Origin of the sequence: Plectonema radiosum NIES-515, assembly GCF_025753815.1 — a bacterium.
Lineage (GTDB): Bacteria > Cyanobacteriota > Cyanobacteriia > Cyanobacteriales > Nostocaceae > Hassallia > Hassallia radiosum_A.
This window is the reverse complement of record NZ_JAOWRF010000085.1, coordinates 1-17,493: the sequence shown is the minus strand read 5'-3', so window position 1 is coordinate 17,493 and position 17,493 is coordinate 1. Positions and strand designations below refer to the sequence as shown.

14 protein-coding genes are annotated in these 17,493 nt (G+C 41.0%); 6 read left to right on the top strand and 8 right to left on the bottom strand.

Features of this window, described 5'->3' with window-relative positions; translation table 11 throughout:
• Window positions 1-46 precede the first annotated feature (46 nt).
• From OGM63_RS05545 to OGM63_RS05515, 7 genes are all read right to left on the bottom strand, one after another.
• Window positions 47-1,075 (bottom strand): NAD-dependent epimerase/dehydratase family protein, encoded by a 1,029-nt coding sequence (locus OGM63_RS05545; RefSeq protein ID WP_263744502.1) that lies wholly within the window; start codon window positions 1,073-1,075, stop codon window positions 47-49.
• An 87-nt stretch (window positions 1,076-1,162) separates the two neighbouring features.
• Entirely contained in the window at window positions 1,163-2,104 is a 942-nt protein-coding gene (locus OGM63_RS05540; protein WP_263744501.1) for a glycosyltransferase family 8 protein, read from the bottom strand.
• A gap of 247 nt (window positions 2,105-2,351) precedes the next feature.
• Window positions 2,352-3,566, bottom strand: a complete 1,215-nt coding sequence (lhgD, locus tag OGM63_RS05535) for an L-2-hydroxyglutarate dehydrogenase (RefSeq protein WP_263744500.1) — start codon at window positions 3,564-3,566, stop codon at window positions 2,352-2,354.
• A gap of 133 nt (window positions 3,567-3,699) precedes the next feature.
• Window positions 3,700-4,473 (bottom strand): glucose-1-phosphate cytidylyltransferase, encoded by a 774-nt coding sequence (gene rfbF, locus OGM63_RS05530; protein WP_263744499.1) that lies wholly within the window; start codon window positions 4,471-4,473, stop codon window positions 3,700-3,702.
• A gap of 556 nt (window positions 4,474-5,029) precedes the next feature.
• Window positions 5,030-7,201 (bottom strand): tetratricopeptide repeat protein, encoded by a 2,172-nt coding sequence (locus OGM63_RS05525; RefSeq protein WP_263744498.1) that lies wholly within the window; start codon window positions 7,199-7,201, stop codon window positions 5,030-5,032.
• 46 nt (window positions 7,202-7,247) lie between these two features.
• Window positions 7,248-8,027 (bottom strand): PP2C family serine/threonine-protein phosphatase, encoded by a 780-nt coding sequence (locus tag OGM63_RS05520; protein WP_263744497.1) that lies wholly within the window; start codon window positions 8,025-8,027, stop codon window positions 7,248-7,250.
• 118 nt (window positions 8,028-8,145) lie between these two features.
• Window positions 8,146-8,820: a vWA domain-containing protein gene (locus tag OGM63_RS05515; protein ID WP_263744496.1), complete on the bottom strand. Its 675-nt coding sequence runs from the start codon at window positions 8,818-8,820 to the stop codon at window positions 8,146-8,148.
• A 612-nt stretch (window positions 8,821-9,432) separates the two neighbouring features.
• On the opposite strand from OGM63_RS05515, the gene OGM63_RS05510 reads away from it, so the two are divergent.
• The 6 genes from OGM63_RS05510 to OGM63_RS05485 all read left to right on the top strand — a co-directional run bounded on the left by OGM63_RS05510 (window position 9,433) and on the right by OGM63_RS05485 (window position 16,451).
• Complete coding sequence (locus OGM63_RS05510) at window positions 9,433-10,791, top strand: response regulator (protein ID WP_263744495.1); 1,359 nt, start codon at window positions 9,433-9,435, stop codon at window positions 10,789-10,791.
• Between the two features lie 283 nt (window positions 10,792-11,074).
• Window positions 11,075-11,269, top strand: coding sequence for a hypothetical protein (locus OGM63_RS05505; RefSeq protein ID WP_263744494.1), 195 nt, complete (start codon window positions 11,075-11,077; stop codon window positions 11,267-11,269).
• A complete protein-coding gene (pheT, locus tag OGM63_RS05500) occupies window positions 11,232-13,649 on the top strand; it encodes a phenylalanine--tRNA ligase subunit beta (RefSeq protein ID WP_263744493.1) in 2,418 nt (805 codons plus the stop codon). Before OGM63_RS05505 ends, pheT begins: the two co-directional genes overlap by 38 nt.
• A gap of 148 nt (window positions 13,650-13,797) precedes the next feature.
• A complete protein-coding gene (locus OGM63_RS05495) occupies window positions 13,798-14,067 on the top strand; it encodes a YciI family protein (protein ID WP_263744492.1) in 270 nt (89 codons plus the stop codon).
• Between the two features lie 12 nt (window positions 14,068-14,079).
• The gene (locus OGM63_RS05490) at window positions 14,080-15,696 is read left to right on the top strand and encodes a tetratricopeptide repeat protein (protein WP_263744491.1); all 1,617 of its coding nucleotides are present in this window, start codon (window positions 14,080-14,082) and stop codon (window positions 15,694-15,696) included.
• 239 nt (window positions 15,697-15,935) lie between these two features.
• Window positions 15,936-16,451 (top strand): hypothetical protein, encoded by a 516-nt coding sequence (locus tag OGM63_RS05485; protein WP_263744490.1) that lies wholly within the window; start codon window positions 15,936-15,938, stop codon window positions 16,449-16,451.
• A gap of 227 nt (window positions 16,452-16,678) precedes the next feature.
• Here the strand turns inward: OGM63_RS05485 and OGM63_RS05480 are convergent, their stop codons facing one another.
• Complete coding sequence (locus tag OGM63_RS05480; RefSeq protein WP_263744489.1) at window positions 16,679-16,939, bottom strand: hypothetical protein; 261 nt, start codon at window positions 16,937-16,939, stop codon at window positions 16,679-16,681.
• Window positions 16,940-17,493 lie beyond the last annotated feature (554 nt).

The following is a 17,493-nucleotide window of genomic DNA, read 5'->3' as shown; positions in this document are numbered from 1 at the left end:
ACTCGGAAGCTTCAAGCAGCTTTTAACTGCAAATCAAAAAATCTGACTATTTCTTCGTCCAGAAGAAATCTTGGTCAATTTGTTGGGTGCGAATTAGATATTCTAGCTGCTTCAAGCGGGTGAAACCTCTAGATAAGAAAGTTTCTTCAGTCATATCGATTTGGCTGAATAAATTAAACAACTGTTGAGCACCGCGTTGAGCATTCCAATCACACTTAAATCCGGGCAGGATTGTGTTAATTTTTTCAAAAGATACTCGATAGCTGCGGTTGTCTGCACCGCTATCCCCAAAGGATAATTTACAACCTGTGAAAGTATCAGCAATAATTTCCGCGATTTCTTTAACTCGATAGTTGTTACTAGTATCGCCGACGTTGAAGATTTGGTTGTGTACAATATCCCGTGGTGCTTCGATCGCGCAGACAATTGCTTTACAAATATCCAACCCATGAACTAACGGACGCCAAGGTGTACCATCGCTGGTCATTTTAATTTCTTTGGTAGTCCATGCCAAGCCTGACAAGTTGTTTAAAACAATATCAAACCGCATTCTGGGGGAAGCACCAAAGGCTGTAGCATTCCGCATAAAAGTAGGAGAGAAGTCATCATCAGCGAGTGGTGTGACATCTCTTTCTACTAAGGTTTTGCATTCTGCGTAAGCTGTTTGCGGATTCACTGATGATTCTTCGGTGACATCACCTTCTGTAGCTACACCGTAAACACTGCACGAAGACATGTATACGAAGCGACGCACACCCGCTTCTTTGGCAAGTTTGGCAAGGCGAACAGAACCTTTATGGTTGATATCGTAGGTAATAGTAGGTGACAGTTGTCCCGTGGGGTCGTTGGAGAGTTCTGCCATATGAACGATCGCCTCGACACCTTGCAAATCTTCAGCAGTGATATTACGGATATCTTTAGTAAGGGTTTTAGCTGTTACTTCAGTACCGTTGTACAGCCAACCGACTTTATAATATCCGGTGTCTACGCCGATAACTTCGTGTCCGCGTTCGATTAACAAAGGAGGTAATAATGAACCTAAATAACCTTCGGTGCCGGTAACAAGAATTTTCATTTTAATTCCTATAGGATTGATGAATTCGATTATTTTGACAATTTTGCCAGGGAAAAATAATTCACAAAAATTACTATCACTATACTTTCACAACTTTGATGTATTTAATGATGTTAATTTCATGAATTTTCTGGCGATTCTTCTCCAGATAGTATCCCGCCAACCTGACCAATCTGTTACGTCAAGATAGTGGAAGAATAAATCTTTTTTGGGATGCGTACATTCACTTTTCACTCCGGCATACCAAGGTTTGGGAGTATTAGTAAAGTGAATAATACAAGGCTCTTCAAGCAAATCCTGATAAATATCTTCTGGAAAAGGGCTATTTTCCCATGATGGATAATTGTATATCCTAGGCATTTGATTCCATTTTGGGTGAAGTTCACGCCATTTACCTGCAAGAATTGCGTTTAGCCCATCCTGGTCGTTACGAACATATTCTTTATTTTGTTGGATATATTCGAGAACTTTTGCCCCTATGTTGCCAGTTCGCCACTTTTCTAGATTAATTACTAAAAGTCCAGAATTGAAATATTTAGCATCACCAGAAAGTCCAACTTCTTGGTAGTTTCTTAAACCATCACACATGGATATATACAGTTCCACGTCGTCTTGAACTGCTAATGCATAGTCATCGTCAATTTCAATGTTCCATATTTCTCCTAAATCTCCGGTGACTACCATATCGGTATCTAGATAAATTGCCTTCTTAAACTCTGGCGGTAAAAAATCGGTAATTAGAAGTCGATAATAGCAGCTTGCTGTCAGATGCCTGGTTAATACCAGATTTGTAAATAGTGCATTATCTGGTTCTACCCAGGAAATATTTATCTGTTCTGATTTCAGTGATTTGATAATCTTATTTTTGTTTGATTCAGTTATTCCTCCATCAAGAATAAATAAGGCTATTTTTTGATTAGCTCCTAAATTTTCAAGTGCTGAACGAACTGTGACTGCAAGGGGCATGGCATAGTTATTATCCGCAGCACAAACTAGAACAATCGGCTGAGTGTTGGAGCAAATGGACATAGCAAAAACCCTGATAACTGATTGATTTGCTTATTCTACAACGCGAGAAATCATGTCGTATGCATATCTAGCGGTTGATTAAACAATGCCTGCGCTCCCTGGCTAGTACAGGCGTATTCAGGGTAGATGCGAACTAACTATAGGACTTACGCAAAAATCGTCAAAAAGCTTAATTTATCGAACCGCCAAAACGCCAAGAACGCTAAGAATTCGTAGAGAGTGCGTAAGTCCTGTAACTAATCAAAAATTAATTTACTGCTGCTGTCATTAGATGCGACTGTTCGGGAATTTGGGCGACAATGGATTTGCCAATTTCCAGTGAAGAAGTAGCAGCAGGAGAAGGAGCGTTGCAAACATGGACGGAGTTTTGGTCTTGAACAATCAAAAAGTCGTCTACTAGTTTACCGTCGTTCATTAAGGCTTGAGCGCGAACTCCTGCATGGCAGGGAACTAAATCCTCTGATCTGACTTCAGGAATTAATTTTTGTAAACTTTTGGTGAAGGCTGCTTTACTAAAAGAGCGGATGATTTCTTGAATGCCTTCGTCAGCGTGTTTTGCTGCTAGTTTCCAGAAACCTGGGTAAGTCATGACTTCAGCGAAATCACGCAAGTCAAAGTCTGTCTTTTTGTATCCTTCACGCTTGAGGCTGAGAACTGCATTTGGTCCTGCGTGGACGCTACCATCGATCATCTTGGTAAAGTGAACGCCCAAGAAGGGAAAATCTGGGTTGGGAACGGGGTAAATTAGAGTCTTGACAAGATAGCGCTTTTCTGGGGTGAGTTCGTAGTATTCACCCCGGAATGGGACTATTTTGGCTTGGGGATCGACTTGAGCTAATTTGGCTATGCGATCGCTATGCAATCCGGCACAATTAATCACAAAGCGAGTTTCAAAAGTACCGTTATTAGTTTCCAGCACTTGATTAAAGCCACTGCGGGAGATTTTCTCAACTTTTGTATTCAGACGCAGTTCCCCACCTTGCTTTGCAATTAACTCTGCGTACTTTAAACAAACTTGTTTGTAATTGGCAATACCAGTTGAAGATACCTGTATGCCAGCTACGCAAGTGACATGAGGTTCAATTTCTTTGACTTCTTCGGCACTGATTCGCTTAACTTCTAGATTATTTTCCAAGCCGCGCTTGTAAAGATTTTCTAAGCGCGGTAGCTCTTGTTCATCGGTAGCGACAATCACTTTACCGCAAACTTCATGAGCAATATCATGCTCAATGCAGAATTCCACCATTGAGCGACTGCCATCACGGCAAAATTTAGCTTTGAAACTTCCTGGCTTGTAGTAGATACCAGAATGAATGACGCCGCTATTATTACCGGTTTGGTGAAATGCCCATTTGCTCTCTTTTTCTAAAACTAAAATTCGCGCGTTGGGATAGCGTTTGCCCAAAGCCATTGCTGTAGAGAGTCCAACTATTCCCCCACCTATTATCGCAAAATCATACATTGATATCTATTGCACCTTTAATTACAAAAATTTAAATTTTCTGAGTCAGGAGGTTTTTTAATTTTTCGAGTGGAGAGTTAAAAGTTAAATTCATAATTCCTAACTCATAACTCATAATTCATAACTCTCTTCCCTACCATACCTTCCAAGGAGCCTTATTATTCTTCCATAGGTCTTCGAGGTAGTTTTTATCGCGCAAAGTATCCATAGGTTGCCAAAAACCGTGATGTCTGTGAGCAGATAGCTGATCCATTTCTGCGAGCTTTTCTAATGGTTGCTGTTCCCAAACGGTGGAATCATCAGCAATCAAGTTGATTACTTCCGGTTCTAGGATAAAATAACCGCCATTAATCCAGGCACCATCACCATCTTGTTTTTCGCGGAAGCTGTTGATTTTAGTTTGGTCTTGTCCTAAGGATATGGCACCAAAGCGTCCGGCTGGTTGAACTGCGGTGAGTGTACCTAAAGTTTTTTGTTCTTTGTGAAATTTAATTAGTTCTGTAATATTCACGTTGCTAACACCGTCACCATAGGTGAAGCAAAAAGTTTCATTATCAACATGGTCTGCGACTCGCTTCAAGCGTCCGCCTGTCATGGTATTATCACCTGTATCTACTAAGGTGATGCGCCAGGGTTCAGCATTGCCACGATGCACGTTCATCTGGTTAAACCGCATATCAAAGGTCACGTCTGACATGTGTAAGAAGTAATTGGCAAAATACTCCTTGATTATGTACCCTTTATAACCGCAACAAATGATAAAGTCATCAATACCGTGTGCCGAATAAGTCTTCATGATGTGCCACAGGATGGGCTTACCACCAATCTCGACCATTGGCTTGGGTCTAACGCTAGTTTCTTCACTCAGACGCGTACCAAGTCCTCCAGCCAAAATCACTGCTTTCATGCAATTACCTCAGAATTTTTAGGTAGATGAGTATTTGGATTTCTCAAAACTGAGAGCGGATCAACTTAACTTATGAGAAAAGGTCAATTTTCTCAGTAATAAATCTAACCGTATTTTCCGTCTTAAGTATGAAGACAAGGTAAATAAATTTGTTTGATATGTAAAATAATGAAAAAGGTTTGTAAATGGTTATTAATAAATGTAAAAATTTTATTTATTTTTAAATAAAAAGAAAAGATAGATATTAATAAAAAGAACTAAGATGGCAGCCAGTTGGCTCTTTCTAATTACAAACTAAACTAAAGTATTAAGTATGAAATTACCCCACCTCTAAACTGAAAAGTCTGCCGGGGGGATGCTCCAGAGAGGGGAACTTTTCGCTTTCTGGGATGGGGCTTGAAGTCACGAGAAAGCAGCTTGATTTTTTTCTTGCCACCTCTGTTCGAGGCATGTATCGAGTTCGTTTTTTATCCTTCTCCTGAGACGCTACGCTAACATGCTTGACGTTTCATACTTATGAAGTGTCAAGCATGTTAGTTAAGATATTTTTTAGTTTTTAGTTACCTTTTAACAAGCTAGTTGTATTTTCAAAGTAGGTGTCACATTTGTTTTCCAAAACGACGCAGATGCTGCTTAATGCTTGTTGGTAATTATCCATATCCTCTTGCTCAAGGAAAATTTTTGCAGATATCTGCAAATCGACGATCGCTTGCGTATGATTTGTATTAGATTGCTTGCCGCCATACTGTGAAATCTCGTAGCGAACTATACCTCGTTTGAGGTAAACTTTTGCTAGTCGAGAATCGATGCGTAATGCTTGGTTAAAGTCGGCGATCGCTTCTTTATATTCTTGCTCGAAGTCGCTGCTGTATTGACCAATTTGATAACGAACAAGACCCCGCTGAAAGTAAGCTTCTGACTTGGCTGCATTTAAAGCGATCGCCTGATTAAAGTCTCCAATTGCTTTGTGGTAATCTTGTTGAGAATCACCGCTATATTTAGCCAGTTGGGAACGGACTATACCGCGTCTGATATAAGCTTCGGCTTCATTAGGATTAAGACGCAGGGCATTATTAAAGTCTGCTAGGGCAAGGTTGTAATCTCGATCGGGATCGCTGCTATATTCGGCTAGCATATAGCGGGCATTGCCCCGATTTACATAAGCCTTTATTTCATTAGGATTGATTTGTATCGCCTGACTATAATCTGTAATTGCGCCGTCATAATCTTTCAGGTTGTAACGGGCATTCCCACGGTTGATATGTGCTTTAGGGTGTGTAGGATCTTTGTGGATTGCGTGGCTAAAATTGCTCACTGCTTGCTCGTAATCTCGCGCTTTATAAGAGGTATAACCTTGTTTATAATAATCTTCAAAATTGGGATTATTTTTGCTTTCCTCCTGACGAGACATCAAGGTTTGTTGAGCATATTTATTTTGAGAAACTAAGGGACGGGTAAATTTAACCATTACGTCCAAGTACCCCAACATTCCAATACCCAACAAGCAGAAAATCACTGCGTAAAATTTTGATTTCTTGGGAGATTGATAATAAGAAAATTTTTGCGATTGTACTAGTTGCCGATAATTAATCTGGTTTACTGGAATTGGAGAAACATTGCTGCGTGTCGCAGTTGTGCTGCGTCGAGTTTGTTTGCGCGGTTGTAGATATTCTTTAGATTCTATTGCCTGCTGTGATGGAAATGGGTCACGTCCGCCTAAGCGCAAGGTACGTTCACACCAAGGACACTTGTGCAGATGGCTGCTATAGCGGTGCTGGGGGTTGACTGTGCAGGTAATCAGGTCATTTTCGATTTCAGCTAGTTCTAACAGCCAAGTTTGAGCGCTGGGACGCATTTGTGGGTTGTTATGACCATGCTCAAAACAGCGGAGAAACATTTCCTGTAAGCTGGGGGGAAGAGTTTCCCAAGCTGGTGCGATTGGGGTAGGAGTGTAGGGGACGCGACGCTGTTGACTGTAAGTAAAATGACCCTGAGCAATGCGTGCTTCGTAGGTCGGTGGCTCACCTGCACCTTGATAAATACCAGAAAATGGATGTGTACCTTCCATTAACAGTTGAAATATCAGTACTCCCAACCCAAATAAGTCATGGGCGATCGCGCGATCGTATTGAGCAAAAATTTTATTTTGTAGTTCTGGTGGGGTAAACTCTGGTTTCCCAACTTGGCAGCGGAAAGTTATATTTTGGTTTTCATCCCGCACTTGAAACGAATCTGTATCTACTAGCGTCACTAATGCTGTGTCGCTGACCATGATATTGGATTCATTCACATCGCCGACGCAGTAACCGCTGTTGTGCAAAGCCGCAAAAGCTGCCGCCAAATTGCGAGCAGTACGCAGCAAGTATTGATAATTAAATAATGGACAGTGTTCGCGTCTGGTTCTGGGGTTGTAAAAGTCGATCGCTGGACGCATAGAACGAATGCGCGGCATTAAAAAGCCAACAATGCGATCGCTTCCGTCTACTGCTTTGAGCGGCTCGTAGGGCCAAGCAATAGAAATATGATCTAAACTAGCTGTGGGGTTTTCTGGTGGGTTGGCAAGCATTGCCAAAAGTTTACGACCGTGTTGCTCAGTTGGCTTGTGATAAACTTTCGCCACTAAATTGCTATCGCTTGGCACAGCATAAATACAAGCTTCTCCGCCTCGCCCTAAACTAATGGTGAGGTTGAGGATTTCTTGCTTGGTAAGACAACGTAGAACCTGCATGATAGAATTACAATTTACGGGGGTTATTTAAGTTAAAATCACGCTTTTAATCGCTTAAGGCAGCAATTATTAGCGTCAAGTCATCATCAGTACGTTGCGTGATCCGATCGGAACGCAAAAACCTCACCAACTGCTCTTTTGCCGCTGCTTTATCCTCTGCATTTGCTGCAAAGTCAAATAGAGGAAAAAAGAAGGGTTTATGAGGCGCACCCACTGCCATGTTTAATGCCAGCATTTGTAATCCGTCGGTAAGGACACCAACGTTGATTATGGCTTCGCGCCATAATCTCATTTGCGCTGTATCTAGGGCATTAGGCGAAGTTAAAAAAGTGGTAGCGTTGATGTATTCGCCATTGTCAGGCATAGTTAGAGCGAGTAAGTTGCCCATGCGATCCTTCGCAACTGCCATTCCATCACCGATCTGCACTACTGCGGCAAGTTCTGGTGTCGCAATCGTGATAATTAAGGTTGTTGCTAAATCTTGTGGCTGTTTGTCACAAGCTACAGCCTCATCCTCTACGGCAATTTTTGCCGCGACGATCGCATCATTCAAAAGCGATCGCACGAATTCATCATCATCCAAGGTTAACCTGGTAAATTGTTTCACAGATAACGTTTCGATCGCAGCTTCTACAGCCACCATCGCACCAACTTTCCCGCTGACTGCACTTCCTGCACCATCTGCTACCGCTGCTACCAAAACGTTATCTGGCAATATTTGCCAGTGATGTGCGTCTTGACACAGCTGTTTGTTTTTTAAGTGGCTTGTACCACCCACAGATGCGGCTACTACCCGCCATTGAGATATCTTGCTTGATGTGTTCATTCTGCCAACAGCTGTGTAAACATAATCGTGGCGACTTCCCCATCGCCACCTTGGACTGTGGGACACGCTTCTCTACGAGAGGCACAAAGAAAGCCAGGAGCGAACGGCGATCGCGTCTTTAAACAGATCCCCAGCCGATTGGTGGTAGTGCAACCTGTTCGTCTACCTGTGAATGCGAAACAGCTGACATACTCGCCGATAACCAAACAAACATCTCTATAAAGTTCAGTCCTTCGAGTTTCAGAGGAGTACGTACAGCAATTTTACTTAAGCGCGTCATATTAGCATTTTCCACCCCAACGGTAAAAAAAGCAACACGTTTATTTATTTCATCTCTTTGCAAACGTTGGGATGCTTGGTCTATAGAATGCTCTAATTCGCCTTGGGGTTCTCCATCGGTAATCATAAATACCCAAGGACGATAGTAGGCAATGCCATTCGTGCGATATTGAACTTTCCGCTCTTGAATCAAATCCAAGGCTTTATTAATTCCCGAACCCATAGTCGTCAAGCCTTGTGCTGTCAAAATTGGCGGATTGAATTGATCCGCCGTCACAAAGTCTTGCACTACATTTACGTTACTATCAAAAGTAACTATTGCTACTTCTACTCTTCGTGCAGCAAGGGAATTTTTTACTAATTCGTCCTTCAAACTGAGCAAGCCTTGATTTAAAGCCTCAATTGGCTGTCCTTGCATTGAACCTGAGGTATCTAATAATAACACGCAAGGACAACGTGGTTCTGGGTTCTCAGCAAATTCAACTACTTCGTCCAGTTTTAATGTATCCGGCATAACTTTTGGTGTTATGTTAAAGTCCAAAGCCTTTTTTCCCTTTTTCTCAAAGTATATAATTGAAAGTGCGGAACCAACTACATTTTTGTAGTTGGTTGGAAGAGTCCTCTCTTATTTATTAAACAGATTACTACTAGCAAAATCCCTAAGCATTTAATAAAATCTTAACTTTCAGCGTAGTTGAGTAAAAGGGAATTTACTAGGGACTCGCATTACCTGTAGCACTGCATCTAGGAAAAACTATAAATAACCCTTATAGAGTACCAAGGATCGCCTGCCCTGCCCAGGTTCAATTTTAAAGATTCTATGTAGGGAAGTCAGATTTTAGGTGAAAGCAATTCATCATATTTAATATAATCTGCTTTCTCATTATACTTGTGTAACTATGCACACTTAAAATTAAAATGAAGCCGAAAATATTTTATTTCAAAATATAGTGCAAAATGTAACAAATTAAAGATATGGTAATTTTTGCATATATTTAATATGGCTACATAGCCAAACTTAAAAATTTGTTTGTAGAAAAATATTCAATTCTTTCAGGGTGCCTCATTTACCGATACTTAAAATTTACAAGTATTCGGTCTAATTTACCGCAAATTATCCAAAAACATGAATAATTCTGGCACTTTCACCAAATTGAGTCCCCTGAGTTTGTTAAGACAGCTATCTAATTCTTCTGAGAGTATTTGTTTAGAAGCATTTAGCGACTCAGTTTCTTGGTCGATCTACTTAGAACACGGTACAATTACTTATGCTAGCGATTCAGTTGAACCTTTTGATCGACTGGAACGGCATTTACGTCGCCTCAGCCGCCAAATTACCCTGCTAAAGAGCGAAACCCGTGTTCAGTTACGCCTAATGTTTGAAACTGACTCACACGGTAAGGGCAAAATACACCACGAAAGTTTGACAAACCAGCCCCAGCCACCAGATTACCAAGCGATTTGCTGGCTTGTCAGTCAAAAATATCTAAATTCTACACAAGCCGGAGTGCTAATCCAAGAACTGGTTAAAGAAGTGATTGAATCATTTCTATTAATCAAGCAAGGTACATATAAATTAACAGATACATATCTGCCAAAAAATTGCAAACTGGATGTAGAGAAAGTCATCGAATGTTGTCAAGAAAGATTGCTAAATTGGCATTCTTTAGCGCCGCAAATTTCTTCTCCATTTCAGCGCCCTTATTTGTGCATTTCTACGAGAATTAAACCAGAAAAACTTCCGGAACTTCAGCCCAATTTAACTCATTGGATGAAAGGGTTTAGCTTGCGTCATCTTGCCGTAATTCTGAATCAAGATGAATTAAAGCTGGCGCAAATTTTACATCCTTATATCTTACATGGAGCGCTATTATTACATGAACCAGATCCACCGTTTGATAAATTACCAAAGACTTGTGAAGAGTTATCAGTTGATCGGGATATTGCCGAATTAGCTGATATCATAACGCCTATTAGCACTACTCCCAACGGTAAGTCAAGTATTGCCGAAAATAGAGATAATCGTCAGCAATTTCCAGATATATCTTCTTCTGTCAGAGAAAATTATCAGCAATTAGCGACAAAAGATCAGACAAGTACTGCAACCTTAACAGAGCGAAAAGTTCACAAAATAGTTTCTGTTGATGATAGTCCGACAATGCTGAAAGAAATTAGTCGCTTATTAGAAGATGAAAGTTTTTCTGTAGTGACAATTCTCGATCCACTAAAAGCGGTAATGTCGATTGTTCGGCACAAACCAGACTTGATATTACTGGATTTGAATATGGTGGGAATTGATGGTTATGAATTGTGTAAGCTAATACGCAATAATTCAATGTTCAAAGAAACACCAGTAGTTTTTGTGACTGGTAGTAAGGGAATTATAGATAAGATAAAAGCCAAATTTGTGGGAGCATCGGGGTATTTAACTAAGCCGTTTAGTCGCTCAGAATTGCTGAAAATGGTGTTTATGCATTTGAGTTAGGGACTAGACAACCTATTTGAAAAATAATGTAGAGACGTGAAATTTCACGTCTGTTGGGGTTCGGGCAACGCATAATAAAAGATCGGTCGATGTCTAATGTAGAGACGTAGCACAGAATCGTCTCTACACGGATTTTGGGCAACGCATAGCTCATTTCTACCAGATGCCTACTGGGGATTAGGAAAATTCCCTAGTTCCCAGATGTCTACTCTTAACTAGTAAAACGATTCAACGAACCACGTCCCTTGCCCGTCTTTGAAAAAAGAAGACGCGATCGCCCAAAATGTCCCCCAGAGAAAAAAGATTAGAAGTACAACGTCGTCGTAGTAGGATTATTCAAGTTGGGGGGTACGAAGAGCCAGATGTAAGAGTGCGATCGCCTCTCTTACACTCTAAAATTGAAGGATTGATACGATTCATCGAATTAGCAAGCACACTCCATGCGTATTTCTCTAAGTTGGCTGCGGGAACTAGTTGAGATAAAAATCAGCCCAGAAGATTTAGCCGAAACCTTGACAATGGCAGGGTTTGAGGTAGAAGATATTGAAGACCGTCGCACTTGGGCTTCGGGCGTCGTTGTTGGCAGAGTGCTTGAAAAACAACCTCACCCTAACGCTGATAAGTTGAGTGTTTGCCAAGTTGATATCGGTGCTTCTGAGACTTTAAATATCGTCTGTGGTGCTGGGAATGTCCGAGCAGATATTTATGTACCAGTAGCAACCACAGGAACTTATTTACCAAATATCGATTTAAAAATCAAGCCGGCGAAACTGCGGGGTGTCCCTTCTCAAGGAATGATTTGTTCTTTGAAGGAACTCGGTTTACCTACTGATGTAGACGGAATTCATATTTTTCCTCAGGAAAATCTCCAACTGGGCAGCGATGTACGTCCGTTGTTGGGTTTGGATGATGTGATTTTAGATGTGACTGCTACTGCTAATCGCGCTGATGCTTTAAGTATGGTAGGGATAGCGCGGGAAGTAGCAGCGCTGACAGGTGGAAAGCTGACAATTCCTGAACCTGGTGAGGTGTCTGTTCCGACAGATGCAGGAAATTTCACTTTAAAAATTGATGAGACGCAAGCAAGTCCTGCTTACATTGGTACGGTAATTGAAAATGTCAAAATTGCACCTTCTCCTGATTGGTTGCAGCAACGTTTGCGGGCTGCGGGAACGCGACCAATAAATAATGTTGTGGATATTACTAATTATGTGTTGTTGGAATGGGGACAACCATTGCACGCATTTGATGGCGATCGCTTGGGTGAAAAAGCCCAAGTTGGGGTGCGTTTTGCTAACGCAGGAGAATCTCTGAAAACTCTCGATGGTCAAACCCGCAATCTAACTACCCAAAATTTGGTAATCACTGCCAAGAATAAACCCGTTGCTTTGGCAGGGGTGATGGGTGGAGAAGAAACGGAAGTGCATGAGGGGACGCAAAATATCTTTTTAGAAGCAGCGTTATTTGACTCTGTAGCCATTCGTCGTTCTTCGCGTAGCATTGGTTTAACAACAGAAGCTTCTCGAAGGTATGAACGAGGTGTAAACCGCGCTGAGTTGGAAAAAGCCATAGACCGCGCTTTATCGATGCTGGTGGAGATAGCACAGGGAACTATTGTAAATCAGGAAATTGCCGATACGCGTCCCGATCCATCGACTTGGAGTCGAGCGATCGCACTGCGTTTAGAGCGAGTTAATCAAGTTCTCGGACCAATCGAGAAAAATGAGAAAACCGGAGAACTCCAAGGGCAAGATGTTGAGCGCATTCTCACTGCATTGGGATGTCAGCTAACTTCTTCTGGTGAGGGTGCTTGGACAGTAACTGTCCCCCCCTATCGTTACCGCGATTTAGAACGGGAAATCGATTTAATTGAAGAAATTGCTCGTCTTTATGGTTACGATAACTTTTGCGATACTTTACCAGAAAAATCAGAAGCTGGTTATTTGCCTTTAGATCAAGAACTTATACGCAAATTGCGAGCTTCTTTCCGTGCCGAAGGATTGACTGAACTAATACACTACTCTTTGGTGAAACCACAGTCAGAAAGGCAAATAGTGCTGTCAAACCCGTTATTTACAGAATATTCGGCACTGCGAACCGAGTTAATTTCCGGCTTGATTGATGCTTTTCAGTATAACTTAGAGCAAGGAAATGGTTCGCTGAACGGCTTTGAAATTGGACGAATTTTTTCGCGAGAAGAAGACGGTTTAGCTGAAGCTGAAGCCGTAGCTGGTATTATGGGAGGCGATCGCACTGTCGGTAAATGGTCAAAAAGTGGCGAACAACCTTTAACATGGTTTCAAGCCAAAGGCATTTTAGAAAGTGTATTTCAGCAACTTGGTTTGCAAGTAGAATATCAACCAGATAATCAAAATTCCTGCTTGCATCCAGGACGCACCGCGTCTTTATGGATACGCGGTAATCGACTCGGTACTTTTGGACAATTACATCCGCAAGTGCGACGGGACAAAGGTTTACCAGATTCGGTTTACGTGTTTCAATTGGATTTAGATGTGGTGTTGGATTCTCTAGAAAGAGACGAAATACTTGCACCGCAATTTAAAGCTTATTCTGCTTATCCAGCAGCAGATCGCGATATCGCCTTTTTTGCACCGGTTAAGGTAACTGTTGCCGAAATTGAAAGAGCGATCGCTTTATCTGGTAAAGATTTATTAGAATCTGTGGAATTATTTGATGAATATCGCGGCGATAATGTACCAAAAGGACAACGCAGTTTGGCGTTTCGCTTAATTTATCGGACAAGCGATCGCACTCTCACTGATGCTGAAGTCGAACCAGTACACAACAAAGTTCGTGAAGCATTGGTTGAAAAATTCGGCGTCAGTTTGAGAAGTTAGGTAGAGACGTTCCAAGGTCACGTCTGTATTTAGGTAGTGAGCGGTTTACCGCTCAATTTTAACCACTGAAGTGGTTACTCCGCTCGTGAGTGTTTATTAACACTCATTAACTGAATTTAGACCTTTTGTAATTTTAGATGGTGTATCTATGGCAAAATATATAATGTGGGGAAGTTATTGCGAAGACGTTCTAGAAAAACGTGCGCCTCATCGTCAAGCGCATTTAGACGGACTCGCAAAACAAAAAGAATCCGGTATGTTGATTACCATTGGTCCCACCAAAGATGTAACCAAAGTTTTCGGCATTTACGAAGCCGAAAATGAAGCTATTGTGCGTGAGTTGATTGAAAATGACCCTTATTGGCAAAATAACATCTGGACAGAATATATTGTCAAAGAGTGGATTCAAGCTTTTTGAATCGAAAATCAGATGAATGCGGAAGAATTTTTACACCAAGGAATAAACAAGAATTCCCAAGGAGATTATCAAGGAGCGATCGCTTGTTTTAACTTGGCATTGCAAATCAATCCCGATTTTGCTTTATCTTACCAAAATCGCGGTAATGCCTACTTTGCAATGGGTGATTATCAAAGTGCGATCGCAGATTATCACGCAGCTATCAAAATTAATCCGGACAAAGCTTTCGAGATTAATTTTGATATGTCTATTGCCTACTATAATGAAGGTTTGACCCTTTGCGAACAAGGCGATTATCCCAAAGCAATTGAAGGTTTTAACTCAGCTTTGGAGCTAAATCCTAATTTTGCTTTATGTTACAGCAATCGCGGTAATGTTCACTATCAATTAAAAGATTATCAAAGTGCGATCGCCGATCACAATCTGGCATTGCGACTAGATCCCAATTTCATCGACGCTTATCATAATCGAGGTAATGCTCATTATGCTCTTGCAGATTATCAAGAAGCAATTAACGATTACAACCGCGCATTGACAATCAACCCTAATTATGCTTCAGCATACTACAATCGCGGTCTGGTTTATACTTCCCTGAAAGAGTTTCAAAAAGCGATTGCTGACTTCAATCAAACCTTAAAATTGCATCCTCTGGATGTACAAGCATACTACAATCGCGGTCTTGTTCGTGCGACCTTGGGAGATTATCAGGCAGCAATTGAAGATTATAATCAGGCATTAGAGCAAAATCCGTATCTAGTTTTAGTTTATGGCTTTCGGGCGAATGCACGCTGTCAACTAGGGGATTTTCAAGGTGCCATCGCCGATTGTAACGAATTATTGCAACTTCATCCCCATTTAGGGGAAGGATATTGCGATCGCGCTACGGCTCATCGTAGTTTAGGAAATTATCAAGACGCGATCGCCGATTACGATCGCGCATTAAAAATTAATTCCAACTTAATAGAAGCTTACTATGGTAGAGCTATTGCTCGCGATGCAATGCTTGATTACCAAGGTGCAATTGCAGATAACCAAAAAGCAATTCAGCTTAATCCTAACTTCTCTCAAGCATACTGCAATTTAGGTAATGCTCGCCGCAATTTAGGTGACTTTCAAGGCGCGATTGAAGATTATAATTGTGCATTACAACTAAATCCTGACTTCATAGAAGCTTATTACAATCGGGGTTCTACCTACTTTGTTTTAGAAGACTATCAAAGAGCGGATGCCGATTACACCAAAGCAATAAAAATTAATCCGCATACCGCTGCATTTTATAGCGATCGCGCTAATGCACGTTATGCTCTAGAAGACTTTCAAGCAGCAATCGACGATTACGACCGAGCAATAGCCATCGACCCCAGCCTTGCCGAAGACTGGTATAATCGAGGTCGCAGCTATTCTTTGTTGGGAGACTTGGAACAAGCGCTCTTGAACTTAAATCAAGCCTTGCATTTACAACCGCATTTCCCATCAGCTTACATCGTTCGAGCTGATATCCGCCATAATTTGGGAGACATAGAAAGTGCGATCGCTGACTTTCAGAAAGCTGCCGAACTATATCAAGAAGAAGGAAATACTCAGTATTATCAGCAACTTATTGACATAATTCGCCAACTTCAGCAATAAAAACTGACAAAATAAAGACTTGGTGATGTCCAGTAAAATCACTGTTGTATCGTATCCTTTTTTACTATTATAAATAAAACAGGACTTACGCAAAACTCTCCTAAACTCTTATTTCTCTGTGTCCTCTGCGTCCTCTGCGGTTCGTTTTTTCGCTCAGGAGTGCGTAAGTCCTATAAAAATATGAGCTTTTTGCTCAAAATCAGTAAATCAAAACTTGAGATTGAAAAAATAGTAAGAATATGAAGAAAGCGATTCAGAACATAGTATTTTCTGGTGTCAATATTACTTTGCTTGCTGTCATTCCCGGATTATTGAAAGCACCTTTAGCTAACGCACAATCTACACAATCAGCGGTTGTTATAGACCCACCATCAAATGTGAGAGTGAAACCGAATGGTGGTATTATTTGTGCCATCAGATCGCAAGCATCTATAGCTGTCTCTGATTATAGAAATGGATGGTACAAAACAGATGCTTGCGGTCGTTCTGGTTTCATTCATCAAAGCCAAATTCGACTACAATCAGATGGTGAAGATGTAGAAGCTTCTTGTAGTGTAACAGGCATCCAAACAGGACAGTTAGCCCTTCGCTTATCTCCCAATGGAAAATCTAAAGCTGGGTTAAATAATGGAAATACAGTACTCCCCATCAAAACTCAAGATAATTGGTATTACGTGCGTGTAATATCTGGACCAAACAACCGAGTTAATGGATTAGAAGGCTGGGTAAATTCCAATTATATAGCTTGCCCATAAAAATTGTAGGTTGGGTTTTAAGATCCCCGACAACTTTTACGAAGTGGGGGATCTGAAGAAAGTAAGTTTTCAGTTTGGAAATAAGATTGTTATATAGGACTCCTATTTGATTGCGTGAAAAAGCGAGCTACTTCTGAATAGTAGCAAAATCACTGGTTTGTGTGTCGGATAAACCACTTCATAATCCACTTTCAATCAGAGAATGGAGGAATCAAAGCTCTTAAGAGTTAACGCAAATTCTCTAGCAGGTTTTCCAGTATACCATAACCCCATTTGAGTATCATCAACCCGCAGATAATTGACAGCAATAAACAGCCGATAATTGCAATTTTAAAAGACAGTGGATAACCAAAATAAATACTAGTTCCCCAGTAGGTTCCAGCAATCAGCAGTCCAATTATCGCCCCAACAGTAAAGCGCACAACTAGAGTGTTAACACTTTCTATTTTGGGTTCAGGTGAATTGGTTGGGAGTGTTAATGGTTCCATAAATAATTTTTCGGAGTCCAAATAATAATTAATGAATATTTTTTTATTGTAACCGCTTATCTATATTAGACATCTCCATAAATGAACTATACGTTGCCCGAAACCCTTGATTAGACGTAGCTAGCTTACGTCTCTACATCTTTTCTGGAGATATCTATTTAATCGAGCGCTACCCTATCCCACAATACAGAATGCAGATGTATTAATAGCATCCACAGCTATAATAGGTGGTTTAATCTTAGTTACAAAGGATAGCAACATGTCGAGAGTAGAAAAGCTGACTGTAGAAAATTGGTTGTAAATATATTATCTGCTACACAAAACTTGGTTAAACTTATCGCTCGTCTTACCATTCAATCAAGATTGCTCCTGAAGGGTCTGCTTCCTGCTTCAACCAAGCCCGTCGGCGGGTTCTTGTCCACAGGCATAAATTCGGCTCTAGCCGAGCCTAATCGAAATTAAATATGGTTGATGAACCACACAGAAATACTAGTTGAAGCTTTTAGCTATGAGTCACCCACTATTTTCAACAAATTTAACGAAACGTGGACTTC